The organism is Anoxybacillus ayderensis (assembly GCF_000833605.1).
GTDB lineage: Bacteria > Bacillota > Bacilli > Bacillales > Anoxybacillaceae > Anoxybacillus > Anoxybacillus ayderensis.
The window spans coordinates 44,475-66,268 of sequence record NZ_JXTG01000013.1; the positions used below are offsets into that span (position 1 = coordinate 44,475).

General features: G+C 45.1%; 18 protein-coding genes. 13 read left to right on the plus strand and 5 right to left on the minus strand.

The window, feature by feature from the left end:
• Positions 1-13: 13 nt before the first annotated feature.
• On the plus strand, positions 14-1,726 hold the full coding sequence (locus JV16_RS10910) for a DUF6044 family protein (RefSeq protein WP_084220351.1): 1,713 nt from the start codon (positions 14-16) through the stop codon (positions 1,724-1,726).
• Positions 1,723-2,721 carry a glycosyltransferase family 2 protein gene (locus tag JV16_RS10915; RefSeq protein ID WP_021094310.1) on the plus strand — a complete coding sequence of 333 codons (999 nt, stop codon included), beginning with the start codon at positions 1,723-1,725 and terminating at the stop codon, positions 2,719-2,721. Before JV16_RS10910 ends, JV16_RS10915 begins: the two co-directional genes overlap by 4 nt.
• A gap of 8 nt (positions 2,722-2,729) precedes the next feature.
• Here the strand turns inward: JV16_RS10915 and JV16_RS10920 are convergent, their stop codons facing one another.
• Positions 2,730-3,896, minus strand: coding sequence for an MFS transporter (locus tag JV16_RS10920; RefSeq protein WP_178378759.1), 1,167 nt, complete (start codon positions 3,894-3,896; stop codon positions 2,730-2,732).
• A gap of 140 nt (positions 3,897-4,036) precedes the next feature.
• Here JV16_RS10920 and JV16_RS10925 point away from each other — a divergent pair, with 140 nt between their 5' ends.
• The 7 genes from JV16_RS10925 to JV16_RS10950 all read left to right on the plus strand — a co-directional run bounded on the left by JV16_RS10925 (position 4,037) and on the right by JV16_RS10950 (position 10,249).
• Positions 4,037-5,293: a sensor histidine kinase gene (locus tag JV16_RS10925; RefSeq protein WP_035063019.1), complete on the plus strand. Its 1,257-nt coding sequence runs from the start codon at positions 4,037-4,039 to the stop codon at positions 5,291-5,293.
• 92 nt (positions 5,294-5,385) lie between these two features.
• On the plus strand, positions 5,386-6,798 hold the full coding sequence (locus JV16_RS10930) for a branched-chain amino acid transporter BcaP (RefSeq protein ID WP_021094307.1): 1,413 nt from the start codon (positions 5,386-5,388) through the stop codon (positions 6,796-6,798).
• A gap of 248 nt (positions 6,799-7,046) precedes the next feature.
• The gene (locus JV16_RS10935; protein WP_021094306.1) at positions 7,047-7,832 is read left to right on the plus strand and encodes a TerC family protein; all 786 of its coding nucleotides are present in this window, start codon (positions 7,047-7,049) and stop codon (positions 7,830-7,832) included.
• A 57-nt stretch (positions 7,833-7,889) separates the two neighbouring features.
• On the plus strand, positions 7,890-8,393 hold the full coding sequence (locus tag JV16_RS10940; RefSeq protein WP_021094305.1) for a ferritin: 504 nt from the start codon (positions 7,890-7,892) through the stop codon (positions 8,391-8,393).
• Positions 8,394-8,495: 102 nt separating this feature from the next.
• Positions 8,496-8,648, plus strand: a complete 153-nt coding sequence (locus tag JV16_RS15715) for a hypothetical protein (protein ID WP_021094304.1) — start codon at positions 8,496-8,498, stop codon at positions 8,646-8,648.
• A gap of 6 nt (positions 8,649-8,654) precedes the next feature.
• Positions 8,655-9,365 carry a hypothetical protein gene (locus JV16_RS15315; protein WP_021094303.1) on the plus strand — a complete coding sequence of 237 codons (711 nt, stop codon included), beginning with the start codon at positions 8,655-8,657 and terminating at the stop codon, positions 9,363-9,365.
• A gap of 68 nt (positions 9,366-9,433) precedes the next feature.
• On the plus strand, positions 9,434-10,249 hold the full coding sequence (locus JV16_RS10950; RefSeq protein WP_021094302.1) for a DnaD domain-containing protein: 816 nt from the start codon (positions 9,434-9,436) through the stop codon (positions 10,247-10,249).
• On the opposite strand, the gene JV16_RS10955 is transcribed toward JV16_RS10950, so the two are convergent.
• The 4 genes from JV16_RS10955 to JV16_RS10970 form a co-directional block, all read right to left on the minus strand.
• Positions 10,246-11,592, minus strand: coding sequence for a (Fe-S)-binding protein (locus tag JV16_RS10955; protein ID WP_021094301.1), 1,347 nt, complete (start codon positions 11,590-11,592; stop codon positions 10,246-10,248). The genes JV16_RS10950 and JV16_RS10955 overlap by 4 nt on opposite strands.
• Positions 11,589-13,001, minus strand: coding sequence for a glycolate oxidase subunit GlcD (glcD, locus tag JV16_RS10960; protein ID WP_021094300.1), 1,413 nt, complete (start codon positions 12,999-13,001; stop codon positions 11,589-11,591). Before glcD ends, JV16_RS10955 begins: the two co-directional genes overlap by 4 nt.
• Positions 13,002-13,249: 248 nt before the next feature.
• Positions 13,250-14,353, minus strand: coding sequence for a CdaR family transcriptional regulator (locus tag JV16_RS10965; RefSeq protein ID WP_042535842.1), 1,104 nt, complete (start codon positions 14,351-14,353; stop codon positions 13,250-13,252).
• A 75-nt stretch (positions 14,354-14,428) separates the two neighbouring features.
• On the minus strand, positions 14,429-16,195 hold the full coding sequence (locus tag JV16_RS10970; protein WP_042535844.1) for a methyl-accepting chemotaxis protein: 1,767 nt from the start codon (positions 16,193-16,195) through the stop codon (positions 14,429-14,431).
• A 173-nt stretch (positions 16,196-16,368) separates the two neighbouring features.
• Between JV16_RS10970 and JV16_RS10975 the strand changes: the two genes are divergently transcribed.
• From JV16_RS10975 to JV16_RS10990, 4 genes are all read left to right on the plus strand, one after another.
• Entirely contained in the window at positions 16,369-17,385 is a 1,017-nt protein-coding gene (locus JV16_RS10975; RefSeq protein ID WP_021094297.1) for a LacI family DNA-binding transcriptional regulator, read from the plus strand.
• Between the two features lie 70 nt (positions 17,386-17,455).
• Entirely contained in the window at positions 17,456-19,798 is a 2,343-nt protein-coding gene (locus JV16_RS10980; RefSeq protein WP_042535846.1) for a glycoside hydrolase family 65 protein, read from the plus strand.
• Positions 19,795-20,484: a beta-phosphoglucomutase gene (gene pgmB, locus JV16_RS10985; protein WP_084220353.1), complete on the plus strand. Its 690-nt coding sequence runs from the start codon at positions 19,795-19,797 to the stop codon at positions 20,482-20,484. Before JV16_RS10980 ends, pgmB begins: the two co-directional genes overlap by 4 nt.
• Positions 20,485-20,537: 53 nt before the next feature.
• A partial coding sequence (locus tag JV16_RS10990; protein ID WP_042535863.1) for an ABC transporter substrate-binding protein occupies positions 20,538-21,794 on the plus strand: 1,257 nt, incomplete at its 3' end.

The following is a 21,794-nucleotide window of genomic DNA, read 5'->3' on the forward strand; positions in this document are numbered from 1 at the left end:
TTAGGCTTTTTTTATGCATATTTTTCATTTGTTGTTAAAAAATAATGGGGAATGGAGGGGGGGTATGAGATTGTTTGCATTTGGATTCATCATCGTTTGTTTACATGCATTGCCGTATTTCGTGCTCGGGGAAGATGCGCATATGCGCGTACACGACAATTTAGATTCAAACATCGCTTGGTATCGCGTGCTCGTACGAAGCGGTGAGCTGTTCGGCTCCGTTCATGCGACGATTCCGCAAGTGATAAACGGGTTGCCGCGCAACGCATACGGAACGGAATTTAGCGGCATCGTCTGGCTTCACGCCCTTTTTCCGCCCGTCTATGCATACGGATTGAGCCAGTTGATGACGCGCGTCTTTGCATTTATCGGCATGTATGCATTGTTGAAAACGCACGTGATTAAGGAAAAAGAAAAAACAGCGGAGTGGATTCGTGTCGGCGTGGCGCTTGCGTTTGCCTTGACACCGTTTTGGCCATCGGGGATGCTTAGCACGCTCGGCATGCCGCTAGCGCTCTGGGCGCTACTGAACATTCGCGCTGGTGATCGCTCGTTGAAAAACTATGTCGTCCTTACTTTGTTGCCGCTCTATTCTAGCTTTGTGCTTGGCTTTTTCTTTTTTTTAAGCGCAATGTTTTTGTTTTGGATCGTTGATGCGTGGCGCCGTCGCCCGAACATCTCGTTATTGTTGGCGCTCGTATATATGACTGCTCTTTATTTGGCAGTGGAATATCGGCTCGTTCATTCGTTTTTATTTTCGACAGAACCGACAAGTCGAGATGAATATTTTCATGCCCGTCTGTCGTTATGGCGCTCGCTGCGATTAACATTCAAAAACTACATACTCGGTCATACGCATGTGATGACAATTCATACGCTCATTATTTTACCGATCACGTTCATCGCATTATATATCGTATGGAGAAAAAAATGGTGGCGAAACGAACGGCTATTTTGGCAACTTCATGTGCTGAATTTTGCGCTATCGCTTTGGTATGCGTTTTGGTTTTACAAGGGATGGATTCCTGCGACGGAGGCATTTCCGTTTTTAGACCGGTTTAATTTTGCGCGCTATCATTTTTTACGTCCGATGGTCATTTACGTGCTGTTTGCATTGTCGCTTCGCATCATTTGGCGCGCATGGGATGGGCGCATCGTTTCGTTTGCGCTTTTTGCGCAGCTTGTTGTGGCGCTGTTGTTTCATGAACAAATCGTCTATCGCGACAAGCCAACGTTTCGCGCGTTTTATGCCGAAAAGCAATTTCAAGACATCAAACAATATATAAAAAAGCCTGTTCATACGTATCGGGTCGTCAGCATCGGCATTCACCCAGCGATCGCTCAATATAACGGCTTTTACACGTTAGATACGTACAACAACTTTTATCCGCTTTCGTACAAACATCAATTTCGGCAAGTGATTGCGAGCGAGCTAAACAAAAATAAAAAGCTGAAGGAATATTTCGATGAATGGGGCGGACGTTGTTACGTATTTGTCGATGAGCTTGGCAAACGTTATATGTTTACGAAACAATCAAACAAACGCATTCGCCGTATGCAGCTCAATACGAACGTATTATACGACATGGGTGGGCGATACGTCTTTTCCGCCGTGCCGATTGACAATGCGAAAAAAAACAAACTAAAGCTATTGCGAACGTTTGAACACGAGGAGTCCGCATGGACGATTTATTTATACGAAATAGAAAGGAGTGAAACGACATGACGATTTTAGCGATCGTTGTCCCTTGTTATAACGAGGAAGACATATTGCCAGAGACGATTGAACAATTGCGGGCGTTGCGACAACAGCTCATCGAGGAACAGCTCATTTCTTCGGAAAGTAAAATCGTATTTGTCGATGATGGAAGCCGTGATCGGACATGGTCGATCATTTATAGAGCATGTTTGCGACACGAAGAAATTAAAGGGATTAAACTGGCAGGAAATGCAGGGCATCAACATGCGCTCCTTGCGGGAATGTTTGCCGCCAAACAAATGGCGCATTGCATTGTGACGCTCGATGCTGATTTACAAGATGATATATATGTCGTTCGTGAGTTTTTGCGTAAATTTCATGAAGGATATGACATCGTTTATGGGGTGAGGAAAAAGCGCGATGTCGATTCGTATATGAAGCGATGGACAGCTGAAACGTTTTATCGCGTCATGAATCGCATCGGGGTGAAACTCATTTACAACCATGCGGATTACCGTCTCATGAGTCGGCGCGCCGTCGAAGCGTTAGCACAATTTCGCGAAGTAAATATGTTTTTGCGCGGGGTCGTGCCGCTTCTTGGATTTCCATCTACAACCGTATATTACGACCGAAAAGAGCGAAAAGCTGGAGTGACGAAATATCCGTTCATGAAAATGATTCGCTTTGCGTTTGACGGATTGACGTCATTTAGCATGATGCCGATTCGTTTCGTTTCCGTTCTCGGCTTTTGTTCATTTTTTGTGAGCATCTTGTTTGCGATGTATGTGTTATTTTTAAAAATGACTGGTCATACACAAACAGGTTGGACGTCGCTTATGATGTCCATTTGGCTTGTCGGAGGATTGCAGCTCATTGCGATCGGGTTAGTTGGAGAGTATATCGGAAAAGTATATCAAGAAACGAAACAACGTCCGCGCTATATTGTCGATATGGATTTGTTAAATGGACCGATGATCGCGGCACGTGAACGAGAAACGTTTAGTGAAGAAGGAATTAGTTAAGGCTCCGATTAAGCGGAGCCTTTTTGCATCATTGTTCGTTGAAACGATTGAAACAGGGCGAATGAAACGAACGTAAGCACGATGCCTGTTATATACGGCAAACTCGGCTTTAATGTAAACAGCCATCCAGCAATGGCAGGTCCGCCGATGCGCCCGAGCGAATCGAACGACGATAACAGTCCTGTTGCGCTTCCTTGCCCATCGGTCGTCTGTTTCGTTAATAAGGCGGATACGCATGGGCGAATGACGCCGTTGCCGAGACCGAAAATCGTTAAATACAGGGCGGCTGTCCAAAAGTGATGGATGAATAAAATAAGAAAAAAGCCGAGTGCTGAAATAAATAGTCCACCACGAATGACCGTTCCTTCACCGAACGACTGAATGAGTTTTCCAAGCAATCCCCCTTGGACGATCGCACCGGCAAGTCCCATAATCATAAAAATGTAGCCAAGCTCTGTCGATGAAAGTCCTGCACGTTTTGCGGCAAAATAAGCAAACGTCGCCTCAAGTCCTGCAAGCGAAAACGTGACGATAAACTGCAATACGTATAGACGCGATACGTCGCTTCGTAGTGCCGCCATGAGTGATGGGCGTTTCGTTTCTCCGTTCGATCGCTTTTCTTTCGGAAGCGATTCATGTAAGAAAAAGAAAACGAATATGGCAGTGATAAGCGCCAAACTGCCTGCGATCCAAAACGGAACGGTTAAGCTCGCCTTTGAAAACACGCCGCCGATCGCTGGTCCGAAAATAAAGCCAAGCCCGACCGCCGCACCGATTATGCCCATTCCTTTCCCGCGGTTTTCTTCGGTCGTGACGTCTGCGACATATGCCATCGCTGTCGGCATTGTAGCGGCGGATAAAAAGCCACCGATGATGCGAGCGGCAAATAACATCCAAAGTTTTGTCGCCAACGCGAACAAGAAAAACGAAAGTGCCAAACCGAAAATGCCGAGCAGTAAAAACGGTTTGCGTCCGTAACGATCGGACAGCCGTCCCCACATCGGCGCAAATAAAAATTGCATAAACGAATATACAGCCATTAACCAACCAAGCTGTGTCGGAGTCGCACCAATGTTTTCTGCGAAAAACGGAAGGACAGGGATAATAATGCCAAATCCAACCATGACTAAAAACATCACGACAAATAAAAGCGGCAAATAACGCCGATCGTTCATCATCACCATCTCCACTATGTAGTTTGCATATTTATCATAATGGAAACGTGATCATTTTTCAAAGATGTCGCTGCATTGACAACGGAAAAAGTTTTCGCGAAACTGAAAAAAGGATGAACGATGTGGGAGAGTTGAGAAAGATGACATATATTAATCAGCACGTGTTAAACAATTTGTTTTACATTTTAGTGAGCATTTTTTTCTTTTACTTTTTATACGATTACGTTCGATTTTTCCAGCGCAAAAAAGTGTATCAACGTTTGTTGTTTGTTGTTTGCTTAAGCGTGCCGCTTATTTTATGTATGAAATATCCGATTTACATTGCGCCCGATTGCGTGCACGATTTGCGGCAAGTTCCGTTTCTCATCGGCACGTTTTACGGCGGATGGACGGTGAGCCTGCCGTTGCTTATTATTTTACTCGTTGCGCGATGGGTGATGTACGGGTATCAGTTTATTACGGTCGCTGTGTACGTCATGATGTTTATGTTCGGAAGTTTGTTTTCTCCATTTTTTAAACAGTTGCCGAAAACAAAACGGATGATTGCTTCCATGATGATGACGTTTATTCTTGCGATTGCAGCAACAATATTAGCGATAGCGATTTCCGATTTCGAAGTGACCGAGTCGTACATCGTTGATTTTATTCTCGTCCCTCCTGTCGCCGTACTATTTGTTGTGTTTGCGATGGAAACGTTACGAGAAGCGTTGCTCATTCGTTCGAAAGCGATCAAGCTGGAGAAAATGGAAGTCGTTAGCCAGCTTGCCGCAAGCATTTCTCATGAAATTCGCAATCCCCTTACCGTTGTTAAAGGATTTATGCAACTGATGAGAGGAAAAGACATATCGGAGGAAACGAAAGAGCAATATATGAATATCGCCCTTGAGGAATTAGACCGCGCCTGTGCCATTATTGACGATTATTTAACGTTTGCGAAGCCGTTCCCAGAAAAAACAGAACCGCTTCATGTACATCATGAACTACAAAAAGTGATCGACATGTTGCGTCCGTTCGCGAACATTCATGGGGTGAAAATCGTCCCAACACTTATGCCTGCAACAATCAAAGGGAACGGACAATATTTTCGGCAATGCTTTTTAAATATAATAAAAAATGGAATTGAAGCGATAGAAGGCGACGGGGCGGTGTACGTCGCTGTATATGTCGCTGAAAAAACGGTTACGATCGTTGTGCGCGATGAAGGAAAAGGAATGACGAAAGAGCAGTTGGCGCGATATGGGGAACCGTATTTCAGCACGAAAGAAAAAGGGACAGGGCTCGGGGCGATGGTATCGATTCGCATCATTGAAATGATGGACGGCACGTGGACGATGGAAAGCGAAAAAGGGCGCGGAACGACGATGAAAGTCACATTCCATCTGTTATTGGAAAAATAAAAATATTTCGAAATAGCGAAAAAGTATTGTCTTTAACGATTTTGGGCGTTAAAGTATAAAATGAACATAACAAGTAAGGGGAGTTTACAACGATGAGTTTGTTTCGGAAAAAGTCCATTGATGCGCTCATGAGCGAGTCGGGAAAAGGGGCAGCGCTCAAAAAAGAATTAGGCGCCTTTGATTTAACGATGCTCGGAATTGGAGCAATTATTGGAACAGGCATTTTCGTTTTAACAGGGGTGGCTGCAGCTGAGCATGCAGGACCAGCGCTCGTTCTTTCGTTTATTTTATCAGGATTGGCGTGCGTCTTTGCGGCGCTTTGTTATGCGGAGTTCGCCTCAAGCGTGCCGGTGTCGGGAAGCGCCTATACGTACAGCTATGCGACGTTTGGTGAGTTAATCGCATGGATGCTCGGCTGGGATTTAATTTTAGAGTACGGAGTGGCAGCGTCAGCAGTAGCGGCGGGATGGTCCGGCTATTTTCAAGGGTTGCTCGCTGGATTTGGCATTGAGTTGCCAAAGGCATTGACAAGCGCCTACGATCCGGCAAACGGTACGTTCATTGATGTGCCAGCGATTGTCATCGTTTTGCTTATTACGTTTTTATTGACGCAAGGGGTGAGAAAATCAGCGCGCTTTAATGCGGTGATGGTTTTTATTAAAGTTGCGGTCATTTTATTGTTTATTGCTGTTGGGGTTTGGTATGTGAAGCCAGAAAACTGGACGCCGTTTATGCCGTTTGGCTTTTCAGGCGTGGCGGCAGGGGCAGCGACGGTGTTTTTCGCATACTTAGGGTTTGATGCGGTATCGACAGCGGCAGAAGAAGTGCGCAATCCGCAGCGCAACATGCCGATCGGCATTATCGCATCGCTTGCGATTTGTACGCTTCTTTATATTGCCGTCTCGCTCATTTTAACAGGCATTGTGCCGTACGACCAACTAGGTGTAAAAAATCCGGTTGCTTTTGCGTTAAACTATATTGAGCAAGATTGGGTGGCAGGATTTATTTCGCTCGGGGCGATTACGGGGATTACGACGGTGCTTCTCGTGATGCTTTATGCCCAAACGCGCCTCTTTTATGCGATTAGCCGCGATGGCTTGCTTCCGTCATTGTTTGCGAAAGTGAGCGAGCGGAAACAAGTACCGCTTGTTAATTCATGGGTGACAGGCATTGCGGTTTCCATTTTCGCTGGGGTTATTCCGTTAAATAAATTAGCGCATTTAACAAATATCGGAACGTTGTTTGCGTTTACGACTGTGGCGATCGGCATTTTAATTTTACGCAAAACAGAACCGAACTTAAAACGAAGCTTTATGGTGCCGTTTGTGCCTGTCATTCCGCTTCTTGCGGTAGCGTTTTGTACGTATTTAGCGCTTCAGCTTCCAGCGACGACGTGGTTAAGCTTTGGCGGCTGGCTTGCGGTCGGTCTCGTCATTTACTTCTTGTACGGCCGCAAACATAGTAAATTAAATGAGGCAAACGGTGAGCAAAAACAAGTGAGTTAACGGATTGACAAAATAAGTTCGTACGCTTATAATGAAATTACAAATAACATAGTTTTCCTTTACAAAGGGGAGTAGCGTTCAGGCGTTGCCTGAAAACAAAGTCGTCAGTTCATGGACGTCGTCCATCGGCTTTGTTGGCACAACATGTGTCTAGCGAGACCTTTGCCGTTTGGCAAAGGTCTTTTTTGCGTTTTTATGATTTTTGCCGACGGACGAGGGAAAACTACATATTACAGGAGGGATCATTCATGGATGTATCATTATTGTTAGAGTACGGTTGGGTGCTTCTCGTTTTAATCGGTTTAGAAGGCATTTTAGCTGCCGATAACGCCGTTGTGATGGCGGTCATGGTAAAGCATTTGCCAGAGAAGCAGCAGAAACGAGCGCTCTTTTACGGGCTTGCCGGTGCGTTTATTCTTCGCTTTGCAGCGCTGTTTGTCATTTCTTATTTAGTGAACATTTGGCAAATTCAAGCGCTCGGTGCGTTATATTTAATGTTTATCGCCGTGCATCATTTTATTAACAAAAACAGAGACGGTTCGCATAAAGAAGGGAAAAAGCAGTCCGGTTTTTGGATGACAGTATTTAAAGTGGAACTTGCTGATTTAGCGTTTGCGATCGATTCGATTTTAGCAGCGGTCGCTTTAGCGATGACGTTGCCAAATACGAATTTACCAACGATCGGGGGGCTAGATGGCGGAAAGTTTTTAGTCATCTTCGCCGGTGGATTAATTGGTGTCATTATTATGCGTTTTGCGGCAAATGCGTTCGTGAAATTGTTGCATAAACGCCCAAGCTTAGAATCCGCTGCATTTTTAATCGTCGGCTGGGTTGGCGTGAAGTTGGCAGTCTATACGCTTGCGCATCCAAGTTTAGCCATCGTTTCGGAACATTTTGCCCATTCAGCATTATGGAAATCGATTTTCTGGATCGTTCTTTTAGCGATTGCCGCTGGCGGCTGGTTTTTCTCCGGAAAAGAAACGAAACAACAAAAAGAAGCGATTCAAACGTTGAAAAAAGCGCAAAACGAATAAGGGGAGGCACGTTCCTCCTCTTTTTGTTATAATAAAGAAAGAGAGGAGTGTTGATGTATGTTAAGTGAAAAATTGTTAAACGGACTGAACGATCAAATGAATTTTGAATTTTATTCTGCGCATGCGTACATGGCGATGGCAGCATATTGCTCGGCGGAAGGGTTGGACGGTTTTGCGAACTTCTTTTTAGTTCAAGCGGAAGAAGAGCGCTTCCATGCGATGAAGTTTTACAACTTTATTAACGCGCTTGGCGAACGAGCGATTATGACAGGCTTCCCATCGCCAAACAACGAATTTACGTCCGTTCGCGATTGTTTCGAAAAAGCGCTCGCTCATGAAAAAGAAGTGACGCGCCGCATTTATAAACTATCTGACTTAGCGTTAGACGAGCGCGAACATGCGACGATGAACTTTTTAAAATGGTTTATTGACGAACAAGTTGAAGAAGAGTCGCTGTTCGATACGCTTATCCAAAAACTTAAGCGCATCGAAAACGACAGCAACTCGCTATTTATGCTTGACAACGAACTCGCCCAGCGCACATTTACACCAGAAGCATAAAGGGAATGCATACGCATTCTCTTTTTGTTTAAGGGGATCGCATATGTGTACAAATGATTTTTGTGAATGCTATAATATTGGAAAAGGAATGGAGGGATGAAGATGTCACAACGAATCGAAACGCCGATTTCTTCTCAAGTAAAACAAAGTAAACCGAATACGTCCTTTGTTGACTTTGCACAATTAAGAAAGAAGATCGCGAAACCTTCCCCTTTTGGCAGAAAGCTCGTTGATATGTATAAACAAGGAAGGTAGCGTCACATGTCTTTCGTATTGACTTTTGAAGATGCGCGTCATGAAAGCTTTCAACAAGCGTCCATTTACATTGATGCTTGTTTTATTTTGGCTTACATGAACAGCGATGATCCACGCGGTGATAAAGTTTGTGAAATGTTACAAAAATGGCAAGGAGAAGGTGTCGCTAAATTAGGAATAAGCAGTCATGTGTTTGGAGAAGTCATTCATCAGTTGTTTATTCAAGAAATATTGTTTCCGCTCGAAATATACCACAACAAGCAGTTGCATCGAAAGTTAAAATCCCATCCAGATGTTCAGTTAGGACCGCTAGAAGAATCTACTGCATTTCTTTATGACATATGGAAAAAAGAAATCCCTCATTTTTACAATAACAATTTTGTCGTGAATGTATCCCGTCTTATTAAGTCTGTAAAAAATCGTTATCCATCGCACAGAAATAAGTTGCAAATTTTTTATAACAATGCGATTGATCGCTATAATGAGTTTATGAATGCCTTAAGAAATGATTTTCACGTATCGTTTTTGACTACAAATAGCGATATTCAACAGTTAACATTCGCTCAAATGAAATTATTTCAATTAGAAGTGTACGACGCATTACATTATGCGCTCGCGATGTATCACGGTTATGATTATTTCGCAACGCTAGATGGTGATTTTGTCCATCATCTTTACTCTGAAAACAGTAAAACGAAAATTTTAAAAATTGCCTAACATACTTTTTCTTCCCGCCTAACTAAATGTCGCACATGAGGCGATAAATGTAGGTAGGAGGGATTCGGATGGGATGGTTAGTCAATGATGATCCGTTGTTTGTTTTGCCGACGGTGGCGGTGAGGCTCGGGTTGAATGAAAGCATTTTTTTGCAGCAGCTTCATTATTGGCTCGGGAAAAGTACGCATACGTATGACGGGCATGTGTGGGTATATAACACGTACGAAGGGTGGCAAAAGCAGTTTCCGTTTTGGTCGGAAAGCACGATTCGGCGCACGATCGTTCGGCTTGAGAAAAAAGGCATCGTCGTATCAAGGTATCGCTCCAAGCTTGATAAAACGAAATGGTATCGCATTGATTATGATGTGCTAGCGAACGTCATGAATGACGAGGAAAAACGACAAAATGATGACACGAACGCGCAACATGAACAAAAGACGGTGCAACATGACGCGTCGTACGTGTCAACTTGCCTAGACGGACATAGCACGATGAACAGACAAACAAATATAACAACAGATCATACATTACAAAATATTATACAATTTTATGAACAAAACGGTTTCGGGACGATAAGTGGCTATGTTGGAGAAAAAATCGCATTATGGGTCAATGAAACGTCAGAGGAAATGGTGCTTCATGCGCTGAAAGTCGCTTTACAAAACGGGGTAAACACGTGGACATATACGGAAGGCATTTTGCGTAACTGGAAGAAAAACGGATATGTAACGACAAAAGAGCGAAGAAGAAGACCGGTGCGAACGGAGATGATTCCAGAGTGGCTACATATCGATTATTCGCAATATGAACGAAAAGCTTGCAGTGAAGCCGAGCTCGAACAAAAAAGACGGGCATTAGAAAAACGGCTAAGGGCTGCCCCTTAGCCTGTTTGCTTCATCGGCTCAGTCGCTTCTTTCGTCGCTTCGACCGCTTCAAAAAGCAAGTCGACGAGATGAACGGCGCGCACGTTTGCGAGCCCTTCACGTTCAATGCCAAGCTTCATTTGTAGTAAACAACCGGGATTGGCGGTAACGATCGTCGTCGCTTTCGTCTGTTTCGCTTGTTCCATTTTGTAATCGAGCACTTGCATCGACATATCCGGATGAACGATGTTATAAATGCCCGCAGACCCACAGCACCGGTCGGCATCTTTCATTTCGCGAAACTCGACGCCTGCAATCGACTGAAGAAGAAGGCGCGGCTCACTCGCTGTTTTCATCACGTTGCGCAAATGGCATGAATCTTGATACGTCACGATTTGGTTTGGCAAGCGCAAGCTGCGATGATGAAAGCCGAGCTCTACTAAAATGACGGAGACGTCTTTGATTTTGGCAACGAACGCTTTCGCGCGCTCCGCCCAAACGGGATCGTCTTTTAACAAATGGTCGTATTCGATTAAAAACGCTCCGCAACCGCCGGCGTTTGTGACGATGTAGTCGACGTTTAGCGCTTCAAACGCTTCAATGTTTCGTTTCGCTAACGTTTTTGCGTCCGCTTTTTCACCGCTATGTCCATGGAGCGCCCCACAACACGTTTGCGCCTCAGGAATGACGATGTCGCAGCCGGCAAGCTGCAATAGTTTCATCGTGCGATCGTTTATGTCCATAAACATCGTATCCATTAAACAACCGCTAAAAAAGGCGACGCGACGCTTTCGTGGGGCAAGCGCTTCAACGTGCGTCGGACGTTCGTTCATTTCTTTCCACGTCGGCACGTTCGGAAGCACTTTTTCCATTGTCGCTAAATGGTTCGGCAACAGGCGCAACAAGCCAAGTTTTCGCGCGAAAGATTGCAGCCCAGACCGTTGATAAAAGCCGAGGAGCGCCGTTGCGATGCGCATGCGCTTCGGATATGGAAACAGCTGTTTAAATACGAGGTGGCGAATGAAACGAACGATCGGCGAATACGTTTTATGTTGCGCAATAATATCGCGCGCTTCTTCAAGCAAATGACCGTAGCGCACGCCAGAAGGGCAAACGGGTTCGCACGCCCGACAGCCAAGGCAAAGTTGAAGCGAACGTTCAACGTCTTCATCCGGTTCAATGAGCCCATCGACGACCGCTTTCATTAACGCGATCCGCCCGCGCGGCGAGTGCGACTCTTGAAAGCCGGATTCAATATATGTCGGACATGTCGGTAAACAAAAGCCGCAGCGCATACAGTTTAATAGTTCGTCTTCGTTCATGCGCGCTTGAAATTGTTGTTGCATGATCTGTTCATTTTTCATCGCGTCACCACCACCCGTTTGCGCGTGCTTTTTGCGAACACTTTCCCCGGATTCATAATGTTGTTCGGATCGAGCGCTTGTTTAATCGCTTTCATAGCCGCGATTCCTTCTTTGCCGAGCTTCCATTCTAAATACGGCGCTTTCATGACGCCGACACCGTGTTCGCCTGTAATCGTGCCGCCAAGTTCAATTGCTTTCGCAAATATGTCTTCAAACGCTTGCTCGACGCGATGCAGTTCGTCTTTGTCGCGCACATCTGTCGGACATGTTGGGTGAAGGTTTCCATCTCCCGCATGGCCAAACGTGCAAATGGTGACGTTATATTTTTGCGCAATATCGTTAATCGCTTTCACCATATTGGCAATTTGCGAGCGCGGGACGGTCGCATCTTCTAAAATGGTCGTCGGCTTTAAGCGAGCGAGCGCCGATAAGGCAGAACGTCTTGCGGTGCGCAAATTGTTCGCTTCTTCTTCCGTTTTTGCGACTTGAACGGAAATGGCGCGTTGTTCGCGACAAATGCGCGCCATCGCTTCCATATCGCGGGCGACGACTTCTTTTGAACCGTCTTGTTCAATAAGCAATACCGCTTTTACGTCCGTCGGCAAGCCGATGTTGACGAACGATTCGACGACTTGCAGCGTCGGCTGATCTAAAAATTCAAGCGTCGTCGGAATGATTTTGTTGGCGATAATCGTTGAAACGGAACGGGCAGCCGCTTCTAAATCTTCATAAAGCGCGAGCATCGTTTGCTTCGTCTCCGGCATCGGAATGAGCTTTAACGTCGCTTCCGTAATGATTCCAAGCGTGCCTTCCGAGCCGACAAATAAACGGGTGAGGTCATAGCCGGCGACGTCTTTCGCAAGTTTTCCACCTGTGCGGATGATGTCGCCGCTAGCGAGCACAACTTCAAGCCCCATGACGTAATCGCGCGTCACCCCGTATTTTAAGCCGCGCAAACCGCCGGAGTTTTCGTTAATGTTGCCGCCGATCGTCGAAATTTTCATCGAGCTCGGATCCGGTGGGTAAAATAACCCTTTCGCTTCGACCGCTTGAATGAGGTCGAGCGTAATGACGCCCGGTTGAACAGTAACCGTTAAGTTTTCCTCATCGATTTCTAATATGCGATTCATATGTTTAAACAATAGGACGATGCCACCTTCTGTTGGGCACGTGCCAGCGCAAAGGTTCGTCCCTGAACCGCGCGGAACGATCGGAATGCGCTCTTCGTTACAAATTTTTACGATGTCGCTCACTTCTTTTGTGTTGCGCGGTGCGATGACCGCATCAGGAAGCGATTGAAAGTTTGGGGTTGCATCATATGAATAAACGAGCCGTCCGGCTTTCGAATCGTCGTAGTTTTCTGCACCAACAATGTCAATAAACTGTTGCTTCACTCGTTCAGTGATCATGTCATCCACCTTCTTTTTCAAAAGATAAGAAAGTATAAGATTTCAGATTTATGGAGCTGTCTAGCTCCAAGCGCCATCGGCTTGAGCCGCTCCGCCCCACACTGCGGCGGCGACAGCCTCCTCGGTGGGGCTTGTGCGCCCTTCGCCGATAGGCGGGCGCTTTTCGCTTTTCTTATTTGTACTATAAGCATAAAAAAAAGCGGGGAAACCCGCTATGGATGAACATATAAAAATAAAGCGTTTACAAGCTATTTTTTTGTTGTTTCATCTAAAAAACGAATGGCTAAATATAAAGTGATGACATGTTCCAAGTTGCGCACGTTTAAATTTGTATATTCTTGTATTTTTTTCAGTCGGTAATGAAGCGTATTAATATGAATGTGAAGCGCTTCGGCTGTTTGTTTGAGCGATAAGTTGTGCGCAAAAAATGTGCGGAGCGTATGAAGCAGTTCTTCGTCGTTCATTAACGGTTCGATCGTTCGTTGAATGAGCTCTCGTTTTGTTGATAAAGAAATGTCTTCTAAGCACATGTCTAGTCGTAAATCTTCATCAAAGACGATTTCCTCCGTTTGTTTCGCGACATGAAGGGCGCGCTCCGCTTGTTTATATGACTCATACACGTATTTCGCATCGGTCATTTTTCCGCATCCGACATGAAACGAAACATCATATTTTTCCAAAAACGATCGTTGCAACGTCTTTATTTTTGCGATCGTTCGTTCTTTGTCGTCGTCTGTCTGCAAAAAAAGCAAGCGATCGTTTCCCCAGCGGACGATGATGTCGCGTTTGTCGTCCCAAACGGTTTGGGTAAATTTCCACATTTCAATCGAAATCGTCCGTTCTTTATCGTTTAACGAAGCGATCACGACGCGTCGCTTCGCTGTTAAGTCAATATGAAACAGTTGCGCGCGTTCAAAAAAAGACGGTGACCATTCGCGCGTTTGCAGCCATTCAAACACGAACGTTTCAAGCGCCCGCGCTTCGAGCTGCAGTTGTTCTGTATAATAGTTTTCTTGAATAAGAAGCTCGGTCATTTTTTTCAACAGTTCTCCATACGGCGATACGTTCGTTGGATCGCCTGTAATGCCGATGACGCCGATGACGTCGCCGTGAAAAAAAATCGGCAAGTTCACGCCTGCTTTCACACCTTTTAATACACCTTCGTCTTGCTTTGTAATGATTCGCTTTTTCTTCTCTTGGCAAACGAGAAACGCTCCTTCGTGAAATTGACCGATGCGTGTCGTGTCGGTGCTTGCCATAATGATGCCGTTCGTATCGACGATAATAATGTCTTCATGAATAAGGCGACGCACGTCAGATACGATTTTTTTCGCGAGGTGAGAAGAGAGCATTCGTTCACTTCCTTTCTGCATGTAGCATACGAAAAAGAAACCGTCCTTTTATGTTGAGAAAGGACGGTTGTCCGATTACATGTGGAAACGTGCGACCGTTTGGCGAAGTTGTTCGGCCGTGCTGGCGAGCTCTTGCGAAGAAGCGAGCAGCTCTTGCATCGTTGCGTTTTGTTCTTCGGTTGTAGCCGCGACTTGTTCAATATTTTTAGCTGATTGTGATGAAATATCAATAATTTGATCCGCAAATGACGTCATCGTTTTTACTTTTTCATCAACGGAACGAATCGTTTCGTTCACCGTATCGCTTTCTGCTTGGACGCGCGCCATATCGGTAGAAATCATACGGAAAATATGCCCGACTTGTTCAACGAGCGAATGACCGCATTGGAACGACTCGCTGCTTTCATGCATGACGTGCACCGCATGCGCCGTTTGCGTTTGCGACTGTTCAGCGAGCGTGCGAATGTTTCCTGCCGCATGCGCCGTCTGTTCAGCCAGTTTGCGCACTTCTTCTGCGACGACGCCAAATCCTTTTCCATGCTCGCCCGCTCGTGCTGCTTCAATGGCGGCATTTAACGCAAGCAAATTCGTTTGATCAGAAATGTTTGTAATAAAGCCGACGATTTGATGAATTTCTTTTGATTTATCGTTTAACGATTCAATGACGGAAGCGAGACGTTCAATTTGTTCGCGAATAAGCTTCATTTGTGCAACCGTTTGCTCTACTAGTGATGTTCCTTCATTCACGCGCTTCGTTGCTTCGTTTGTTCTTTTTGCTGTTTCTGATACTTTGCTCATCACGGTCGTTAATGCATCGGATACGTTATGCACCGCTTCGTTCGTTTGTTTCGATACGCTTACTTGTTCATCTGCCCCTGATGCGACTTCGAGAATCGCTTGTGTAATTTGTTCGTTCGCTTCTGTCGTCGCTTCCGCGTTTAGACGCAACGTGTGCGACATGTCGTTTACATGCGTAGCAACCGCTTGAATTTGGGCGATCGATTGTTCAAGACCGTCCGCTAATTCATTCATCGCTTGCGAAATTTGTCCGACTTCATCCATTTCTGTATCCGTCAAGCGTTGGACGCGCAAATTGCCGCGCGCAAGCTCATGGCAGACGTCGACGACTTGTTTTAATCGTTTGCTTATTTTTCGGCTCACAATGACGAGGGAGATGACAGATAAAACGATCGCAACAACGACGGTAATCAACATCATAAAAATGTTTTTCGCAATCGTATCGTTCATTTCTGTCGTCAGCGCGCTTCGTTCATTGACAACGATGTTTCGTAACACATCGAGTTTTTCGATGCTCATATCGCGAATAGTTGCCGCTTTATTTTGAAAGCTAATAACTTGGAAAATGTCGATAATTTCCCCGCGATCACGATACGATAATACCGCAGGTTGAATCGTTTTATAAAGCAATTCATTTAACTGATTTTCAATCGAAATCGTCGAGCGATATATCGTTTTCGCCTCCTCCGTCTGCATATGCGGCTCTAATTGTTTCATTTTATCGTTAAACTGTTTCGTTAAGTCGCCGTATTGCCAAAGCGTTTCTGGGCGGGGGTTTGTCATATAGTCAGTAATGACAATATATTTTTGTTTAAATAATGAGCCGAGGTCGGTAATTAAAATCGCTTGGTCGCTTTTTTGTTCGACTTGTTTGACGACGTTCGTTAAGTTATTGACGAGTAAAAATACAAAAATGAAAACGCTGACAAATAAAAGTGTAGCAAAGCTGAAAACGATCCCATACTTCCTGCCGATCGTCGTCGTTTTTTTCGTTTGTTTTGTTTTTGGTTTTTTCTGAAAACGGATTGACCATCGTTTTTTCATCGTGAGGCCCCCTTCGCTTTTTTCTCATTATAGCATGACCGTTTAAAAGAAAGGGAGAGTATTTTTGGGGAAAATGCCACGAATTTTGTCACAAATTTTTTGTTGCAATCGGTTTCAACTTCGTTTACAATTCAAATCAACAAGGAATCCGAAACGTTTTGGAGGAAATGAAAGTGACAACGATTAAAGATATTGCGAAAGCGGCTGGTGTGTCGGTGACGACTGTTTCGCGCGCGTTAAACGGCTATTCCGACGTCAGTGAAAAGACGCGCAAAAAAATTATCGACATCGCCAAGCAGCTCAATTACAGCCCGAATACGCTTGCGCGAAGCCTTGTCATGAACAAATCGAAAACGATTGGGCTGCTCGTTTCAGGCATGACGCGCTCAGCGGTAAAGGATAACTTTACGTTTGAAGTGATGACAGGCGTCAACGATTACATCGCCAAAACAGATTATGACGTCATTTTGTTTAATACAAATTCGACGAAACAAAGGGAAAAAACGTATTCGCAACTATGTCGCGAACGGCGCGTTGACGGCGTCATTTTGCAAGGAATTAAAACGGATGATCCGTACTTAACGGAAGTTGTCGAAAGCGACATTCCGTGCGTATTAATCGACATTCCGATTCAGTCCGATCGCGTCGGATATGTAACGACCGATAACGTATATGGAGCGAAAAAAGCGGTGCAACATTTGCTTGAGCTTGGGCATCGCAACATTGCGATGATGAACGGGCACGATTACGCTTTCGTGAGCAAGCAGCGCCTGCAAGGATTTTATGAGGCGATGGAAGAAGCAAATGTGCCGATTCGAAAAGAGTGGGTCGTTAACGGCGATTTTTCGGAAGAGATGGCGGAAGCGAGGGCATACGAGTTGTTTACAAACGAGCCGAATATTACTGCCATCTTTTGCGCAAGCGACTTAATGGCGCTCGGTGTCATGAAAGCGCTCAAACAGCTTCATTTGCGCGTGCCTGACGATGTATCGGTCGTTGGATATGACGATATTTTGCTTGCGTCATACGTATCTCCCGCATTAACGACGGTGGCGCAAAATAAATTTCAAATGGGTTATGAAGCGGCAAGCATGCTGATTGATATGTTGGAAGGAAACGAAGCGAAAGTCGTGACGTTGCGGACGCAACTTGTCGTGCGCGAGTCGACGGCGGAAGTGAAAAAAGGGTAATCCTTTTTTCATGTTGAAAATCCGAAACGTTTTGGAAAAATGACATTTACACGAGGAAAGGGAGTTTACGATGCTGCAATACAACTTAGGAACAGGCGAGTATAAAAACTGGATCGTATCAGAAGTCGCATTCAACCCGCATGCGCTCGGAAAATGCGAAGCGATTATGGCGCTTGGCAACGGGTATATGGGGCTTCGTTCAGCGACGGAAGAATCGTACGTCGGGCAAGTGCGCAATTTGTTTGTCGCCGGTACGTTTAACCAGTTTGATGAATATGAAGTGACGGAACTGCCGAATGCACCAGATGTCGTTGAGTTAGACATTTGGTTAAATGGCGAAAAGTTTTCGTTGGAAAAAGGGAAAATCATTCATTATCGCCGCGACTTAAATGTGAAAGATGCGGAATTAGTGCGCCACATCATTTGGGAAAATACGCGCGGCGAGCAGTTTGAGCTTACGTTCCGCCGCTTTGTGTCGCTAAAAAACTTACATCTCATCGGCATGAAGATGGAAATAAGACCGCTCAATTGCGACGCGGACGTTCACATTACATCCGGCATTAACGGGCAAATGACAAATAGCGGAGCGCAACATTTTCACGAAGGAGAAAAGCGCATTTTTGATAAAAAATATTTGCAACTTATTCAAACGACGACGGAATCGAAAATTGATTTTGTCGTCAATGCGGTCCATCGATATATGATTGACGGAAAAGAAGTCGAAACAGAGCCGCGCATGGCGATCGACCGCCGCAAAGTGTTTATTCAAGTATCGTTTCATGTCAAAAAGGGAGAGGCGTTCACGTTTGAAAAGCTCGCCAACGTGTACACAAGCCGCGACAAAGCGTACGACCATGACGCATACAGCCTTGATGTGATGCGACAAGAGGCGCTCAACGACTTAAAAGAAGAAGCGAAAAAAGGGTACGATGCGCTCTTTTCCGAAAACGTTTCGGAATGGAAAAAACGTTGGGAGCAAATGAACATTACGATCGAAAGCGAAAACGAATTTGACCAGCTTGCGATTCGCTTTGCGCATTACCATTTAATCATTATGACGCCAGCGCATGACGCGCGCTTTGGGGTTGCGGCAAAAGGGTTAACAGGCGAAGGATATAAAGGTCATTCGTTTTGGGATACAGAAATTTTCATTTTGCCGTTTTTCACATACACGTTCCCACATATTGCCCGCAGCTTGCTTGAATATCGTTACAACACGATTGAAGGGGCGCGCCGAAAAGCGAGAGCGAACGGCTATGAAGGAGCGATGTATCCGTGGGAGTCAGCGTTTACAGGCGATGAAGTGACACCGGTATGGGGCGCGGTTGATATTGTGACAGGAAAAGCGACGAAAATTTGGTCTGGCTTTATCGAGCAACATATTACGAGCGATATCGCGTTTGCGGTATGGCAATATTACAAAGTGACAGGCGATGAAGATTTTATGAAACGTTGTGGCTATGAAATGTTGTTTGATACCGCGACGTTTTGGGCGAGCCGATTAGAATGGAACGAAGAAAAGAAACAATATCACATTAACGACGTCATCGGTCCAGATGAATATAAAGAGCACGTCAACAACAACGCCTTTACGAACTATATGGCGCATTGGAACATTGAAACAGCGATTCGCTATTATGAAAGATTAAAAGAAAGCGATCCGGCATTGCTTGACGCGTTACACGAAAAAATTGGCGTGCATGAAGCATATAAAAAATGGAAAGAAAAAGTCGATCTCATTTACTTGCCGCAGCCGCGCGAAGAAGATCTTGTCATTCCGCAAGATGATACGTATTTAACAAAACAAATTATCGACTTAACGAAATATAAAAAGCAAACGCGCGTCGGCACAATTTTTGAAGATTACAACCTTGAACAAGTGAACAACATTCAAGTATCGAAACAAGCGGACATTATGGTGTTGTTTTACTTGCTAGAAAATAAGTTTTCACAAGAAGTGAAACGAGCGAACTGGAACTATTATGAGCCAAAAACGCTTCACGATTCATCGCTCAGTTTATCGACACATTGCATTTTAGCGAGCGATATGGACGATCGCGAGCTAGCGTATCAATTGTTTGAACAAGCATCCCGCATCGACTTAGGTCCGAATATGAAATCATCGGATCACGGCATGCATACCGCCTCCATCGGCGGCGTATGGCAATCGGTCGTATGCGGATTCGGCGGCGTGCGCATGCTTGACGGAAAGTTACGCATTCATCCGAAACTTCCAAAACAATGGAGAAAACTATCGTTTCCAATATATTGGCGCGGTGATCGGTTAGAAGTAACGGTCACGCACGAGTCGCTCGTCGTGAAAAAAGTGACGAACGTTTGCGATGCCGTGACGTTTGATGTGTTCGGCACGACATACGAAGTAAAAGACGAAGTGACGATTCCACTTGCATGAAAGGATTTGACATGATGAACAAGGAACTAAAGGCAGTGATTTTCGACTTAGACGGTGTCATTACCGATACGGCAGAGTATCATTTTATCGCATGGAAACAGCTTGCGGAGGAATTAGGTATCACGTTTGATCGCGCGTTTAACGAGCAGTTGAAAGGGGTGAGCCGCATGGAGTCGCTCGAGCGCATTTTAGCGCTCGGCGGCCAAGCGGATCGCTATACGATGGCGGAAAAAGAGGCGCTAGCCGACAAAAAAAATGAACATTATAAACAGCTCATTGCGCGCATGACGCCAGACGATTTACTTCCCGGCATACTCGATTTATTGCGTGAACTAAAACGTGAAAACGTGAAAATCGGCTTAGCATCCGCAAGTAAAAATGCGTTTACCGTCATCGAACGGCTACAAATTGGCGAATATTTCGATACGATCGTCGATGCGGCGAAAGTAAAAAACAGCAAACCGCACCCAGAAATTTTCTTGACTGCGGCTAAACAGCTACAAGTAGACCCGTCCGCGTGCGTCGGAGTGGAAGATGCGCAAGCAGGTGTGGCAGCCATTCAAGCGGCGAACATGTTCGCCATTGGCGTCGGTGACGAGGAAGCGTTAAAAGAAGCGGACTACATCGTCCAAACGACAGCTGAGTTAACGTACGATGTAATTGTACGTGCATTTCATCGGGAATAAGGGAGCTCGTCTCCCTTCCAAATATAAAATGAATAAGAAAGGGGTCTTATATGATGAAAAAGAAACAATGGTTTGCGCTTAGTATGTCGACAATGCTTTTTGGAAGCGTTTTAGCGGGATGTGGCAGCGAAGAAAAAACAGCAAAAAATGAAGGAAACGATAAGAAAGAAGAACAAGTAGAAGTCACGCTTGCAGGTTGGGGCGGCAACCCGATGGAACAAAAATTGTTAAAGCAAACGTTAGATGAATTTGAGAAAAAATATCCGAACATTAAAGTGAAACATGAAGTCATTTCCGATCAATATATGGATGTCATTAAAACGCGCTTAATTGGTGGCGAAGGTCCAGACGTATTTTATTTAGATGCGTTTGAAGCGCCAGCGATGATTGAAACAGGTGTTTTAGAGCCGCTTGATGACTATGTCACAGACGATTTTGACATCAACGATTTTGAAAAACCGCTTCTTGATGCGTTTAAAGGTCCAGACGGTAAAATATACGGCTTCCCGAAAGACTATTCGACGTTAGCGCTTTTCTACAACAAAAAAATGTTTGAAGAAGCAGGGCTAGACGTACCGAAAACGTGGGATGAATTGCGCGAAGCGGCGAAAAAATTAACAAAGGGAACAGAAGTGTACGGTTTCGGGGTAGCACCGGAATTAGCGCGCCTATACTACATCGCGGAATCAAAAGGCGGCAAAGTCGTGACAGACAACAAAGCAAGCTTTGCCGATCCGAAAGTCGTTGAAGCGTTACAGCCAATCGTCGATATGCGCTTAAAAGATAAATCAGCAGCGCAACCAAATGAAGTTGGCGCCGGCTGGGGCGGCGAAATGTTCGGTCAACAAAAAGCAGCGATGGTGATCGAAGGAAACTGGGCGATTCCATTCCTACAAGAAACGTTCCCAAATACACCGTTCGGCACAGCAGAAGTGCCAACGATTGACGGCAAAAAAGGAACGATGGCTTATACAGTAGCGTACGTCATGAACAAAGATTCGCAAAAGAAAGAAGCGGCATGGAAACTTATTTCGTTTTTAACAGGAAAAGAAGGAATGAAAATTTGGACAAGTAAAGGATTTGCGTTGCCAACACGTAAATCGGTCGCATCTGAACTCGGATACGATAAAGATGAATTGCGCGCAGCGCTTGTTGCAGGAGCACCGTATGCGACCGTATGGCAAAACGGTACGAACTTGCCGATTATTATGAACAACTTTAACAACCAGTTTGTGAGCGCCTTTTTAGGTGAACAACCGCTTGCGGAAGCGCTCAAAAAAGCACAAGACATTGCGAATAAAGAAATTGAA